Annotated in this window: 13 protein-coding genes; 4 read left to right on the top strand and 9 right to left on the bottom strand. The window is 67.1% G+C overall.

The features are described 5' to 3' along the window. Window positions 1–50 precede the first annotated feature (50 nt). Entirely contained in the window at window positions 51–941 is an 891-nt protein-coding gene (locus tag THITH_RS01980; protein WP_006746187.1) for a helix-turn-helix transcriptional regulator, read from the top strand. An 89-nt stretch (window positions 942–1,030) separates the two neighbouring features. Here THITH_RS01980 and THITH_RS01975 read toward each other — a convergent pair whose 3' ends face one another. The 9 genes from THITH_RS01975 to THITH_RS01935 form a co-directional block, all read right to left on the bottom strand. After that, window positions 1,031–1,906, bottom strand: coding sequence for a phosphatase PAP2 family protein (locus tag THITH_RS01975; protein ID WP_006746188.1), 876 nt, complete (start codon window positions 1,904–1,906; stop codon window positions 1,031–1,033). Further along, the gene (locus THITH_RS01970; RefSeq protein ID WP_006746189.1) at window positions 1,896–3,491 is read right to left on the bottom strand and encodes an ArnT family glycosyltransferase; all 1,596 of its coding nucleotides are present in this window, start codon (window positions 3,489–3,491) and stop codon (window positions 1,896–1,898) included. The genes THITH_RS01975 and THITH_RS01970 overlap by 11 nt, the downstream gene beginning before the upstream one ends. Next, window positions 3,484–4,524, bottom strand: a complete 1,041-nt coding sequence (locus tag THITH_RS01965; RefSeq protein WP_006746190.1) for a glycosyltransferase family 2 protein — start codon at window positions 4,522–4,524, stop codon at window positions 3,484–3,486. Before THITH_RS01965 ends, THITH_RS01970 begins: the two co-directional genes overlap by 8 nt. Window positions 4,525–4,572: 48 nt before the next feature. Then, window positions 4,573–5,520: a lysylphosphatidylglycerol synthase transmembrane domain-containing protein gene (locus THITH_RS01960; RefSeq protein ID WP_006746191.1), complete on the bottom strand. Its 948-nt coding sequence runs from the start codon at window positions 5,518–5,520 to the stop codon at window positions 4,573–4,575. A gap of 94 nt (window positions 5,521–5,614) precedes the next feature. Continuing rightward, window positions 5,615–6,478: a hypothetical protein gene (locus tag THITH_RS01955; protein ID WP_006746192.1), complete on the bottom strand. Its 864-nt coding sequence runs from the start codon at window positions 6,476–6,478 to the stop codon at window positions 5,615–5,617. Between the two features lie 104 nt (window positions 6,479–6,582). Continuing rightward, window positions 6,583–7,242 carry a 2OG-Fe(II) oxygenase gene (locus THITH_RS01950; protein WP_006746193.1) on the bottom strand — a complete coding sequence of 220 codons (660 nt, stop codon included), beginning with the start codon at window positions 7,240–7,242 and terminating at the stop codon, window positions 6,583–6,585. Window positions 7,243–7,301: 59 nt separating this feature from the next. Further along, entirely contained in the window at window positions 7,302–8,090 is a 789-nt protein-coding gene (locus THITH_RS01945) for a competence/damage-inducible protein A (protein WP_006746194.1), read from the bottom strand. 16 nt (window positions 8,091–8,106) lie between these two features. Then, window positions 8,107–9,201 carry a ferrochelatase gene (gene hemH, locus THITH_RS01940; RefSeq protein ID WP_006746195.1) on the bottom strand — a complete coding sequence of 365 codons (1,095 nt, stop codon included), beginning with the start codon at window positions 9,199–9,201 and terminating at the stop codon, window positions 8,107–8,109. Window positions 9,202–9,314: 113 nt separating this feature from the next. After that, on the bottom strand, window positions 9,315–9,917 hold the full coding sequence (locus THITH_RS01935) for an HNH endonuclease (RefSeq protein ID WP_006746196.1): 603 nt from the start codon (window positions 9,915–9,917) through the stop codon (window positions 9,315–9,317). 275 nt (window positions 9,918–10,192) lie between these two features. Here THITH_RS01935 and THITH_RS01930 point away from each other — a divergent pair, with 275 nt between their 5' ends. The 3 genes from THITH_RS01930 to THITH_RS01920 are packed head-to-tail and all read left to right on the top strand — an operon-like array spanning window position 10,193 to window position 13,001. Then, window positions 10,193–11,323: a Re/Si-specific NAD(P)(+) transhydrogenase subunit alpha gene (locus THITH_RS01930; protein WP_025367197.1), complete on the top strand. Its 1,131-nt coding sequence runs from the start codon at window positions 10,193–10,195 to the stop codon at window positions 11,321–11,323. Then, entirely contained in the window at window positions 11,317–11,610 is a 294-nt protein-coding gene (locus tag THITH_RS01925; protein WP_025367196.1) for an NAD(P) transhydrogenase subunit alpha, read from the top strand. The genes THITH_RS01930 and THITH_RS01925 overlap by 7 nt, the downstream gene beginning before the upstream one ends. Then, window positions 11,610–13,001: an NAD(P)(+) transhydrogenase (Re/Si-specific) subunit beta gene (locus THITH_RS01920; protein WP_006746199.1), complete on the top strand. Its 1,392-nt coding sequence runs from the start codon at window positions 11,610–11,612 to the stop codon at window positions 12,999–13,001. Before THITH_RS01925 ends, THITH_RS01920 begins: the two co-directional genes overlap by 1 nt. Window positions 13,002–13,021 lie beyond the last annotated feature (20 nt).

Raw genomic sequence — 13,021 nt, 5'->3', positions numbered from 1 at the left:
GCTTCTGTTGCGGCCACTTTGGTGGCCGGGAATCTGGAACCATTTCAATCATGAATATGCAGTCATGTCCGGAGATGATGACGACCGCCGAGGTGGCCGCGTATCTGCGGCTCGGCGAGCGCAAGGTCTACGATCTGGTTCGCGAGGGCGTGATTCCCTGTGTCCGCATCACCGGGAAGCTGCTGTTCCCGCGCAAGGCCATCGACCTCTGGCTGATGAACCATCTCGAGAGCGACGCGCCGCTGGGCGCCGATACCCCCGCGGTGCTCGCTGGCAGTCACGACCCGTTGCTCGAGTGGGCGGTACGGGAGTCCGGATCGGGTCTGGCCCTGCTGCTGAACGGCAGCGGCGACGGCATCCATCGGCTGATCGCGAACGAAGCCCAGGCGATCGGTTTCCATCTGGTGCACGAGGACGGCAGCTGGAACGACCCGGCGCGCTGCGGCCTCGGCGGACTGCGTGACCTGGTCACGATCGAGTGGGCACGGCGTAACCAGGGCCTGATCGTCGCCTCCGGCAATCCGCTCGGAATCACGGACATCCCGTCGCTGGCGCGCGCGGAGGTCCGGGTGGTGCGCCGACCGGAGGGTACCGGCGCCGATGTGCTGCTGCGGGATTTGCTGCGGCAAGCGGGCCTCGAGGTCACCGATCTGCGCGTGCTGGCTCACCGCGCACTCACGCATGACGACCTGGCGCTGGAGGTGCGGGGCGGCAACGCGGACTGCGGTGTCGGAGTCGAGGCCGCGGCGCGCCGTCACGGGCTCGATTTCATCCCGCTGTGCCAGGAACGCTTCGATCTGGGCATGCGCCGGCGCGCGTACTTTCAGCCCAGCCTGCAGGCGCTGTTCCGGTTCGCGCGCACCGAGCGCTTCCAGCGCCAGGCCGCCGCACTCGGCGGCTACGATCTCTCGAACCACGGGGAGGTGCGCTACAACGCCTGAGCGATCGCCGTCGCCCACCGCTGCCTCCAACCCGCCCCTTTGCCCACCGAAGCGGGTAGGCACCCGCTCCAGGCGCCATTCGCGTTTCCCTAGGCTGGCGGGACGTTCCGGCCCCTGGGCAAGTCGGCTGCCGCCGGCGCGGGATCGACCAGGTGATGCCGGAAAACGACGATCAGGGTACTGGCGGCCACGAACACGCTCAGCTCCCGGCCCAGCGGATACCCCGGATCGAAGGAAAGAAGCAGCACCCCGGCTGCGCCCACGAAAAAAGCCAGCGTGGCCAGATAAACCCAGGGGTTGCGCCCCCAGGGCAACCACTCGGCGATCCGGATCGACAGCCATGCCCCCACCAGGCCGAGGCCGCTCCCCAGCACCACATCCAGCGGCCAGTGCGCCCCGACCGCAACCCGGCTGAGCGCCACCAGCGCCGCGCCCGCGAGCAGGACCAAGCGCAGAAACCCGGATCGCACGAAATACACGGCGATTCCAGCGACCAGAAACACCGCCAGCGAGTGCCCGGACGGCGGCCCCTTGGAATGCAATGCGGGTCCGATCAGGTGGAAGCTGCCGGGTTCGAACAGCGCGGCCGGGCGCGGCAGGTCGAGGAGCTCCTTGGGTACATGGGTGAGGATGCCGGCCACGATCACACCCAGGAAGAATATCCAGAGGATCCGGGGATAGCGCCGGGCGACGAACAGCACCAGCACACCCAGCACCAGCCCGTCTCCGGCGCTGCTGAGCAGCCCCCAGAAAGCGTCGGGCGCGGACTCTAGCGCCGCGTTGACCGGCTGAAAACCGACGAACGGGCCGCCCAGATGCCAGATCAGCGCCGCAAGCGCGATCCCCACCGCCCCGCCCCCAAGCAGCCAGCGGTCTCCGGACGCCGAGCGCATGCCACCGGGCTCGGACCACAGCCGGTCGAGTTCCCACCGCATCCGCTCGAGCCCGCGAGCCTCATTCGCCATCGCAGTACTCTCCCTCCCGTAGCACCTGCAGCAGCACGATCCCGCCCTGGTGATACAGGATGTCGAGTTCACAATCCGGATACGCCGCGGCGATGTCGGCCACCACATGCGACCGAGTCACCACGACTTCACCGGGCACCGGCATCCGGCGCTCGGTCGCCATGCCGCGGTACACGCTGAAGCTCGGCATATTGATGCTGTAGGCCACCACATTGGGCTCCAGGTTGCGCGCGATCTCCGCCGCATCCCGCACCGGAACCTGCTGGATCGCAGCCAGCGCGGGAATAAGGGTCGTGGTCAGCGCAAGCGCCTGCAGCACCGCGATCGCGATCAGGCGTTGCCATATTCGCAGCTGCCGGACCCAGATGACCGCAAACGCTGCCAGCGTGAACGCAAGGATCGACAGCAGGTAGCGGCTATCCAGAATGGTCAGCGCGCGCTCGGCAAGTTCGAGCTCGTAAGCCCGATCCACATGCCCGGCGGCGAGCGCCAGCACCCAGGGCAGCGCCAACATCAGCGCGAACATCAGGAACGCCGGCAGGAACGCCAGCCACGGGCTGCGCAGCCGATCACGGTGCATCGCCAGCACCAGCAGCAGCGGGGTGATCCCATAAAGAATGTAATGCGGCAGCTGGGTGCTGGACAGCGAGAACAGCACGAACACGACGCCAAACCAGATCCAGGCAAGACGCTCCAGCCCCCGGGGCCGCTGGCGCCAGCGGCCCAGCGTCGCGATCATCCAGCCGGCGAACGGCGACAGAACGAACGGCAATACCAGCAGATAGTAGAACAGGCTCCCACCATGACCCTCGCGGGTCTCGAGGAAGCGCTGCAGATTGTGTTCGACGAAGAACCCGTAAAAGAAATCGGGGCCTTCCTGCGCCAGGATCAGCAGATACCAGGGCAGCGCGACCGCCAGGAACACCGCCCACCCGCGCAGCTCGAACGCGGCGCGCAGCCACTCCCGCCACCGGCCCTCGGAGGCGAAGAATGCCAGGCTCGCGAGCAGCGGAACCACGACCGCGACCGGGCCCTTGGTGAGAAAGCCCAGCGCCATCCAGAGGTAGGCGCGCAACAGCACCGAACGGCGCGGCGCCTCCTGCCAGCGGGCGATTTCCAGGAAGGTCAGCGCCAGCCAGAGGTTCAGCCAGGCATCGGCGGTTGCCGCACGCCCGATCACCATCGAACCGGTCGCCAGCGCGATCAGCAGCGCCGCGGCAGCGGCTCCCGACGTGCCGATCCGGCCGCGAGCGAACGCGAAGACCGCCACGACCCAGATCGACGCGGCGATCGCGGAGGGCAGCCGGAACGCGAACTCCTGCGGGCCGAACAGATGCACCGAAAGCGCCTGCATCCAGTAGCTGAAAATCGGCTTGTCGTAGCGAGGCTGCCCGTCGAGCCAGGTCGCCAGGTAATTGCCGCTCGCGATCATCTCCTGGGTGGCCTGCGCAAAGGCACCCTCGTCGAGATCGAACAGTGGCCAGGCCCCGAGGCGGAAGAAGAACGCGAGCAGGATCGCACCGCCCACCGCAAGCCACCAACCTGCCCCAACCGGCAGGACCGGCAGCCCCTGGCGATCAGGCATCACGCGTGTCCGATGGGGCGCCAGTGCCGGAAGGCCGCTTGCCCGGTCGCTCCGGAGTCTCGCTTCCCGGAGCCAACAGGTAGGACGGCGCACGGGGCGAATCGAAATACGTCCGCGCCAGCAGTTCGGCAAGCACCCCGGTGGTCAGAAACTGGATGGAGAACACCAGCGCCAGCACTCCGAACAGCAATAGCGGCCGATCGCCGATGTCCTGCCCGAACCCCAGCTTCGCGATCAGCAGCCAGGCCATGATCGCGGTACCGATCAACCCGAAGGCAATGCCGATCGACCCGAAGAAATGACCGGGACGCGCGCGGTAGCGCAGGAAAAAGAAGACGGCCAGCAGGTCGGGCAACACACGGAATGCGCGCGAGAGCCCGTACTTGGAACGCCCGCCGGTGCGCGGGCGGTGATTGACCGGGGTTTCGCCGATTCGGGCCGGCGCGGTCACGCCCGCGATCCAGACCGGAATGAAGCGGTGCATCTCGCCGAACAGGCGGATCCGCCGCAGCACTTCACCGCGAAAGACCTTGGTGCCGCAGCCGTAATCGCGGATGCGCACGCCGGTCACGCGGCGGATCAGCGCGTTGGCAATCTTCGAGGGCAGCAGCCTGAGCAGGTACCCGTCCTGACGGTTGCGGCGCCAGCCCGTCAGCAGATCGAGATCGCGTTCCAGCAGTTCATCCACCATGCGCGGCAGATCGGCCGGATCGTTCTGCAGGTCGCCGTCCAGGGTCGCGATCAATTCGCCCCGGCTGGCGTCGATCCCGGCCTGCAACGCGGCCGTCTGACCGAAGTTGCGCCGCAGCCGCAACACCCGGATGCGCTCCGGCGCTGTCGCCGCCTTGCGTTCCAGCCGCTCTGCGGTACCGTCGTCGCTGCCGTCGTCGACGCACAGCAACTCCCACATACCGCGGTAGTCGCCGAGCACCGTGGTCACCTCGTCCACCAGTTTCTCGGCATTCTCCGCCTCGTTGAAGAACGGCACGATTACGGATAGGAAAGGCGCTGACAGTGGAGCGGGTTCGGACATGCGCAGGGGTTCGGCGTGGAGGAGCCGCCGATTATACGCACCCGACCGCTACATGGAGGATTCGCCGGGCGACGATCGGACCCCGCGATGCGGCAGCAGAGCGGCCACCGTGCCGAGCAGCACCGACACGCCCAGCAGAAACAGATGCAGCACCACGGCCGCGTGCAGTGCCGCTGCGGCATCCAGCCCGGTAAACGCAAGTGCCGCGGCCACCGCCGCCTCGAAGGTGCCGGCACCGGCCACCCCCTGAATCGGCGACAGGGCCGCAACCTCGGCGGCTCCGATCGCCACCAGCGCCTGCAGCGGTTCGAGGCCGGCGACGGCGCCGGCAATGACTGCCAGCGAAAGCCATTTGGCGCTCCAGGCCGCCAGCGTCAGCAGGTACACCCGCCCCAGCCGGGACGGCAGCAGCCGCAGGGGCCAGCTCACCGCCCTCAGCCAGGCGGCGCCGCGAGCCGCCCACGGCAACAGCACCCGGGGCGCGACAGCAAGCCCCGCCCACCCGGCCGCAGCGAGTGCCGCGAGCACCAGCGCCGCCAGCGCGGGGCCGTACAGCAACCAGGTCAGGGCCGCGAGTCCCAGCGTCGCCATCGCGACGAGGTCGTGCAGACGGATCGCGACCAGCAGGGCCACGCCACGCCCGAGCGGAACATCGCAGTGGCGGCGCATCAGCAGCGGGAGAGCTGCTTCGCCGGCACGTGCCGGCACCAGGTTGATCGCCGCCAGGTGCAATGCGGTGATCCGAAACCAGGACAGCGGCGTGGCCCGGGCCTCGAGCCCGCCGGCCACGGTGGCCAGGCGGACCGCGCGCAGGATGTAACTCAGCAGCGCAAGCCCGCCCCCGAGCGCCAGCAGCTGCGGCGGCACGCCGCGCCAGGCAGCCCAGATCTCGGCCCAGCCCACCAGCCAATGGACCGCCACCACGACGGCCAGCGCCAGCACCACGCCGACCGTCCAGTGCAGCCACTGGGAGCGCTTGCGGGTCGGCTCGACCATCGCGGCGGTTTCTTCATTCAGGTCCGCCAGCCCGGGCCGAGGCCGGTCGGGCGAGTTCCGTGCGGATCTCGGGTGGTTCAGACGCAGCCCGGCGTCACTGCCTTTGCAGGAGCGCGAACTCGCAAACCTCCACCTCAGTGGCAAGCGGCGGGCAGGCGTAGCCTCCGACCATGTCGAGATCCGGGCTCATCACGAATGCGCCGGAGCCGGAGTGCCCCAGGGAATTCTCGAACGTGAAATCGAACACCAGCCGATCGCGCCGGACCACGGTCATCGTGGCCTGCACCCCGGTGATATCGGTCACCACGTTATCCATTGCGTCGAGGAACGGAACGAAGCGATCGTCGATATCGAGTGCCGGTCCAGTCGCGGTGAACACGCAGACGCCGAGCGCACAGGTGCCCTGACTGGGATAGTGATACAAATCCGCGTCGCTACCGAACAACTGCCCGACCACGGAACCACTCCACTCGCCGTTCAGGTCAAGCAGTGAGGCGTGACCGGCACTGTCGGCATCTTTCTGCAGCAGACCCAGGTCCCAGGCGTTGTCGATGAAGAGCAGGTACTCCTTGTCCGGATCCGCAAGCAGCTGCCCTTCGAAATCACCGGAGGCATCATCGGCATCGCCGGGAGAGCCTTCAGCGCCGTTCTCATCTTCTTCGGGTTCAGGTTCAGGTGCGGGCTCGACTGCAAAGAGGTTGAACGGACGCATGGTGATCAGCGCGTTTTCATCCAAAACATGGCCTTCGGAGGTCACGCGCTTGACACGGTTCCCCTCGATGGTCGCGACGGTCGTACGAAAGCCGACATCGAGGTCGACCACCAGCCCCCCCCAGCTGCCATCCAGGCCAAGATCAATGGTTTCATCATCCTTGCTGCTGCTTCCGCATCCAATGAGCAGTGCGGGAATCATCAGCGATGTCGCGAGCACGGCTGGGGTTCTGATGCCATTTTTCATAAATTGATTCTCCAGAGGTGACATGGGCAGCAGCATTGAACCGGGATCAAGGAAATACCCGCTGAGCGTAATTGAGATGCGACAGCCAGAACGCTAGGTCTGCATTATGCATCAACCGCGGATGGCGGTTCGACCGTTGCCCCGGCAGGCGGAGCACCGAGTGGCCGGACGCGAAACCACGCGGCGATGCTGGCGCGCCAGCGCCGCGTCGGCAACACTGCATGAGGAACGGTCTGGCTCAGGAACAGCACCATCGTTCCGGCCTCGGGAAGGATATGCTCGACGATCTGGCCCCGGGCATCATGGATCGCCAGAGCGCCTCCCTGTGACCTTCGCCAATGCCGGTTGAGATAGAGCACCGCCGACAGCCGACGCGGATTGTCCTGTTGGAACGCATCCAAGTGGCACTCGTACCCAGTGCCCGGCGGATACAATGCGAAATGGGCCTCCACTTCGAACAGCCCCAGCATCAGCGCCCGATTGATGCGAATTCGAAGCTCCTCGAGGCGTTCGAGGAATTCGCGCTGCGCGGCTGTGGAACCGTCCAGCCAGCGGATCCAGTCGCCCCGGACCGCATCCAGCACGCGGCGCTGCCGGCCACGGCCGATCCCGGCGCGGCGCATTCCGGCAAGCCCGGCGCGATGGACCTCGTCGCGCAGCGACCCGATCAGGCCCGGTTCGAGGAATCGGGGCAACACCACCCAGCCGCGCGATGCCAGGGCATCGCCGGGTTCGGCGTCCGAACGACAGCCCGTCGTTTCCACGCGTAGCGCTCCAGGGGAAGAAAGGTGGCCCGCGACTGCCGCGGAACCCGCAGCCCGTACTATACCGAGGGCGTGGTGCCGCCGGACAGCCATTCGATCTCGTGCTCGCCGGCGACCAGGCCCCCGGCCACGAGCGCTTGCCGGAGCTCCTCGAAGGCCGCCGCGACCGGCGCCGGGGCACCGCGTAGCCCGAGTTCCACGCGGGGCACGTCACCGACGCTGCCCGGCAGGCTGGAGATGCGCAGTTCGGGATACCGCGCCTCGAAGTCGTTCAGCAGCGGCACCAGCCGGCTTTCGGGGATCCCGTGCACCCGCAGCGACCGCTCCACCGGCGCCTGCGCCGGCGCCAGCCGGGCCAGATAGTCGGCGATCACCCAGCGCGCCATCGGCTCGGCCATCACCGGGAAACCGGGCACGCAGAAATGGCGCTCGCAGTGAAAACCCGGGACACCGTTCACGGGATTCGGGATCAACCCGGACCCCTGCGGCAGATCGGCCATCAGCACCCGGTTCGGATAGGCCTCGGTGCCGAACCGCGCCTCGAGCAGCGCGACGAACTCCGGGTGGCGCACCAGCGGGCGTCCCAGTGCCCGGGCCAGACAGGCCCGGGTGCGGTCGTCGGGGGTGGCGCCGATCCCGCCGAAGCTGAACACCCAGGCATCGCGGCGGGTCGTCTCGCGGAAGGTAGCGGTCAGCAGCCCGGCATCGTCGCCGACGATGCGCACCCAGGCGAGTTCCAGACCCCGTTCGGCGAGCGCCGCGATCAACGCGGCCTGGTGGCGGTCCCGGCGCTTGCCGCTCAGCAGTTCGTCGCCAATGATCACTGCCCCGATTTCGGGGTCTGCCATGGGCACGGCAACCAATCTATCGGGGCGCGCCGAGTTCCAGCGCGCGCTGGCGGGAGTCGGCGAGCCGCTCGCGGTCGTTGTCGAGCGTATCGAGCCAGGGCCGGAGGTTGCGCAGGATCAGGTCGGACAGGAAGTCCAGGTGGTCCGGCCGGTCGTTGAGGGCCGGGATGTAGGCGAAATGCTCGCCGCCGGCGTCCAGGAAGATCTCCCGGTTTTCGTCGCCGATCTCCTCCAGGGTTTCCAGGCAGTCGGCGGAGAACCCGGGGCAGATCACGTCGACGCTTTTCACCCCTTGCGCCGGCAGCGCCGCCAGGGTCTCGTCGGTGTAGGGGCGCAACCACTCCGCGCGGCCGAATCGCGACTGGAAGGTGACCTGCCAGCGCCCGTCGTCCAGCCCGAGGGCCCGCGCCAGCGCATTGCCGGTGGCATGACAGAAGCAATGGTAGGGGTCGCCGGCCAGCAGGTAGCGCCGAGGCACTCCGTGAAACGACATGATCAGCCGTTCCGCACGGCCGTGCTGGTCCCAGTGTTCCTGCACGCTGGCCGCGAGGGCATTGATATACCCCTGGTCGCGCTCGTAGCCGGCGAGGAAGTGGAGATCCGGCGTCCAGCGCCAGCGCCGCAGTTCCTCCGACACCGCATCCAGCGTCGAGGCGGTGGTGCTCGCGGAATACTGAGGATACAGCGGCAGCACCAGCAATTTGCGCACGCCTTGCTGGCGCAGTTCGTTCAGCGCGTCCGGGATCGACGGGTTGCCGTAGCGCATGCCCACCGCAACGGGAATCGGTTCCGCTGCCAGCTGCGCGAGACGCCGGCGAATCCCCTCCCCCTGGCGCTGCGCGATCACCAGTAGCGGAGAACCCTCGTGGGTCCAGACGGAAGCGTATTTCCGGGCGCTGCGCCGGGGCCTGATGTTCAGGATCACGCCGTTCAGGATCAGCCACCAAAGAGGCCTCGGCACCTCGACCACGCGGGGATCCCAGAGAAACTGTCTCAGGTATCGGCGCAGCGCCTTCGGCGTGGGCGCATCGGGGGTGCCCAGGTTCGTGACCAAGACCCCGACTCGGGATGGGCTGCCATGCGTGTAGTCGGCTTCACCAAGGTATTTCACGGGTTTCCCTCAAGGGTGGAGAGACCGGGGGCTGGCAACGGCGCGCCCCGGGACTGCAGCCAGGCCGGCACCCCCATGCTCGCGACCGAAGGCTCGGCTCGTCGCGACGCGGCTTAATCGGCGGCTCCCCGGGAATGCCGCAGGCGGTCGCGCAACGGGCTGCTGCGCGGAAAGTGCGCCTGCAGGAAATCCATCTGGTCGGCCAGCACCCGGCGCCCCTTCAGATACACGTACTCCGCGTGCGTGGGCCGGAACGGGATCGCCAGCAACTGCATCCCTGCCTGTTCCGGCGTCCGGCCGGCCTTGTGGTTGTTGCAGCGCTTGCATGCGGTCACCACGTTGGTCCAGCTATCGTCGCCTTGCTGGCTCAGGGGTGTCACGTGATCCCTGGACAGGTCGCGCGCGGCGAAATGACTGCCGCAATACAAGCACATGTGGGCATCGCGGCGGAACAGCGTGCCGTTGTTCAGGGGCGGCACGTAGCCCTGGTGGATCGCACGGTTGGTTCCATGGGTGGCGACGATCGAGTTGACCTCGACGACCGAGCGAAACCCGGTCCGCGCGCTGATGCCACCGCGCACGCGATACAGCAGGCTTCCGCAGGCATAGGCCACCTGGCCGCCATGATACAGGCGGACCGCCTGCTGGTAATCGATCCATTCCAGCGGCATTCCCGAAGCGTCCGTACGCAGGACCTGCTGTTGCAGCGGCACCATGGGGGACTCCCAAGTCTCGGCCGAACTCGCAGGACAATAAACACGCATGGGCCTGAATGCAATTTCTGCACCGATGGACGCCGGCGGGCGCGTTCACGGTCCACCCGACCGGCCTGGCAGAACACCTGCTCTACCTGTCCGGTTTAAGCGAGCCGCCGATTCCGCTACACTCCCCCGTCCCTTTTGCCGTGGCGCACCAAACCGGTGCGACGGCCACATTCAGAGAACGATCCGCCAGAACGGCCCGCAACAACATGGGCCCGGGGAGAGAGCGCATGCCAGTCAGATTGTCGGTGCCGAAGGAAACTGCAAGCGGGGAACGCCGAGTGGCCCTGGATCCGACGGTGGCCGGGCGCCTCGGGCAGATGGGTGTGTCGGTGCAGATCGAACGGGATGCGGGCCTGGCTGCGCGCTTCCCGGATGCCGCGTATTCCGCAGTGGAACTGCTGGACGCAGAGGCCGTGTACGCGCAGGCCGATATCATGGTGCGCGTCGCCCCGCCCACCGTCGCCGAGGTGGAAAAGCTGCCCGAGGGTTCGACCCTGGTCGGCTTCTTCCACGCCCATCGCAGCCCGGAGCTGGTCGCCACGCTACAGAAGCGGAAGATCCTCAGCTTCGCGATGGAACTGATCCCGCGCATCTCGCGCGCGCAGAGCATGGACGCGCTGTCCTCCCAGGCGGCCGTGGCCGGCTACAAGGCCGCGCTGATGGGGGCCGACCTGTCCTGCCGCTTCTTCCCGATGCTCACCACCGCCGCCGGCACGATCCGCCCCTCGAAGGTGGTCGTGATCGGCGCCGGGGTCGCGGGCCTGCAGGCGATCGCGACCGCGCGGCGGCTGGGCGCGATGGTCGAAGCCTACGACGTGCGCTCCGCGACCAAGGAGCAGGTCGAATCGCTGGGCGCCAAGTTCCTGGACCTGGGCGTGAAGGCCGAGGGTGAAGGCGGCTACGCGCGGGAATTGACCGACGACGAGAAACAGCAGCAGCAACAGGCGCTGGCCGGTTTCATCGCAAAGGCCGACGTGCTGATCACCACCGCCGCCATCCCGGGACGCCCGGCGCCGAAATTGATCCCGGCGTCGATGGTCGAGGGAATGAAGGCCGGCGCGGTCATCGTCGATCTGGCCGCCGAGGGCGGCGGCAACTGCGAGCTGACCCGGCCCGGCGAGACCATCGAACACGGCGACGTGATCATCCACGGACCGCTGAACATCGCCTCGCAGGTCGCGCTGCATGCATCTGAAATGTACGCGAAGAACGTGCTCAATTTCCTGAGCCCGATGCTTCAGGACGGCGAGTTCAAACCGGACTGGGACGACGAGGTCATCGCCAGCAGCTGCCTGACCCGGGACGGCGAGATCGTCCACGCCCCCACCCGCGAAGCGATCCAGGGAGACGCATCATGATCGAGGGTTTTGTCGCGTTGTACATCTTCATGCTCGCGGCCTTCACCGGCTACGAGGTGATCTCCAAGGTGCCCGTGATCCTGCATACGCCGCTGATGTCGGGTTCCAACTTCATCCACGGCATCGTGCTCGTCGGCACGATGGTGGCCCTGGGACACGCGGCCACCCCGCTGGAGCAGCTGATCGGCTTCGTGGCGGTGATTCTCGCCGCCGGTAACGCGGTCGGCGGCTATGTGGTGACCGAACGCATGCTGGAGATGTTCAAGACCAGCAAGGGAGACAAGTAATGGGCCTGGTCGTCACCGTCATCAACATCGCCTACTTCGTTGCGGCGATTCTGTTCATCGTCGGCCTGAAGCAGATGTCGTCGCCGACCACCGCGCGGCGCGGCATCGTCTGGGCCGGGGTCGGCATGGTCATCGCGACCGTGGTCACCTTCGCCCATCCGGAACTCGACGGTACGGTCAACTATCTGCTGATCATCCTCGGGATCGCGATCGGCGGTGGCCTGGCCTGGTGGAGCGGCAAGAAGGTCGCGATGACCGACATGCCGCAGATGATCGCGCTGTACAACGGCATGGGCGGCGGTGCCGCCGCCGGCATCGGCGCGATCTACCTGCTGCAGGCCGAACCCGGCGCCTCCGACGTGGTGCTCGGCATCGCGGTGCTCGGCTCGCTGATCGGCTCGGTTGCGTTCTCCGGCTCGATGGTCGCGTTCGCGAAGCTGCAGGGGCTGATGGACAAGACCGTGCACTTCCCGGCACAGCAGTGGGTGAACCTGGCGGTGTTCGCGATCACCGTACTGCTGGGCCTGTCGCTGGCGTTCAGCGGCGGCGACGTGAACGGCTTCGTGCTGCTGCTGTTCTTCGTGCTCGCGCTCGCCTTCGGCGTGATGATGACGCTGCCGATCGGCGGCGCCGACATGCCGGTGGTGATTTCGCTGTACAACGCGCTGACGGGCCTCGCGGTCGGCTTCAAGGGCTTCGTGCTCGACAACCCGGCGCTGATGATCGCCGGGGTCGTGGTCGGCGCCGCCGGCACGCTGCTGACCCAGCTGATGGCGAAGGCGATGAACCGTAAGCTGACGAACGTGCTGTTCAAGCAGTTCGGCGGCGGGACCGGCGAAGCCGAGGCGGTGACCGGCAGCCTGAAGCCGATCGAAGCCCCCGACGCCGGGATCATGATGGCCTTCGCCAGCAAGGTGATCATCGTGCCCGGCTACGGCATGGCGGTGGCGCAGGCCCAGCACAAGATCTGGGAACTGACGCAGCTGCTGATCGAGCGCGGGGTCGCGGTGAAATTCGCGATCCACCCGGTCGCGGGCCGCATGCCCGGCCACATGAACGTGCTGCTGGCCGAAGCCGGCGTTCCTTACGACATCATCTACGACCTCGACGAGATCAACAACGAGTTCAAGACCGCCGACGTCGCGATCGTCATCGGTGCGAACGACGTGGTGAACCCGATCGCGCGAACCGATCCGGACAGCCCGATCTACGGAATGCCGATCCTGAACGCCGACCAGACCAAGAACGTGATCGTGGTCAAGCGGGGACGAGGCGCGGGATTCTCGGGCATCGAAAACCACCTGTTCTACGCCGACAACACGCGCATGCTGTACGGGGACGGCCAGAAGGTCGCATCGGAACTGATCAGCGCGATCAAGGAGATCGGCTGAACCGGGGAACACACCCCGCT

It is taken from the genome of Thioalkalivibrio paradoxus ARh 1 (assembly GCF_000227685.2).
GTDB classification, from domain to species: domain Bacteria; phylum Pseudomonadota; class Gammaproteobacteria; order Ectothiorhodospirales; family Ectothiorhodospiraceae; genus Thioalkalivibrio; species Thioalkalivibrio paradoxus.
This window is presented reverse-complemented; position numbering and strand designations above follow the sequence as displayed.

Bases quoted from the DNA above. Each gene is read 5' to 3' on its own strand.
- THITH_RS01980 (WP_006746187.1), top strand. From the start codon at position 51: ATGAATATGCAGTCATGTCCGGAGATGATGACGACCGCCGAGGTGGCC.
- THITH_RS01975 (WP_006746188.1), bottom strand. From the start codon at position 1,906: ATGGCGAATGAGGCTCGCGGGCTCGAGCGGATGCGGTGGGAACTCGAC.
- THITH_RS01970 (WP_006746189.1), bottom strand. From the start codon at position 3,491: ATGCCTGATCGCCAGGGGCTGCCGGTCCTGCCGGTTGGGGCAGGTTGG.
- THITH_RS01965 (WP_006746190.1), bottom strand. From the start codon at position 4,524: ATGTCCGAACCCGCTCCACTGTCAGCGCCTTTCCTATCCGTAATCGTG.
- THITH_RS01960 (WP_006746191.1), bottom strand. From the start codon at position 5,520: ATGGTCGAGCCGACCCGCAAGCGCTCCCAGTGGCTGCACTGGACGGTC.
- THITH_RS01955 (WP_006746192.1), bottom strand. From the start codon at position 6,478: ATGAAAAATGGCATCAGAACCCCAGCCGTGCTCGCGACATCGCTGATG.
- THITH_RS01945 (WP_006746194.1), bottom strand. From the start codon at position 8,090: ATGGCAGACCCCGAAATCGGGGCAGTGATCATTGGCGACGAACTGCTG.
- THITH_RS01935 (WP_006746196.1), bottom strand. From the start codon at position 9,917: ATGGTGCCGCTGCAACAGCAGGTCCTGCGTACGGACGCTTCGGGAATG.
- THITH_RS01930 (WP_025367197.1), top strand. From the start codon at position 10,193: ATGCCAGTCAGATTGTCGGTGCCGAAGGAAACTGCAAGCGGGGAACGC.
- THITH_RS01920 (WP_006746199.1), top strand. From the start codon at position 11,610: ATGGGCCTGGTCGTCACCGTCATCAACATCGCCTACTTCGTTGCGGCG.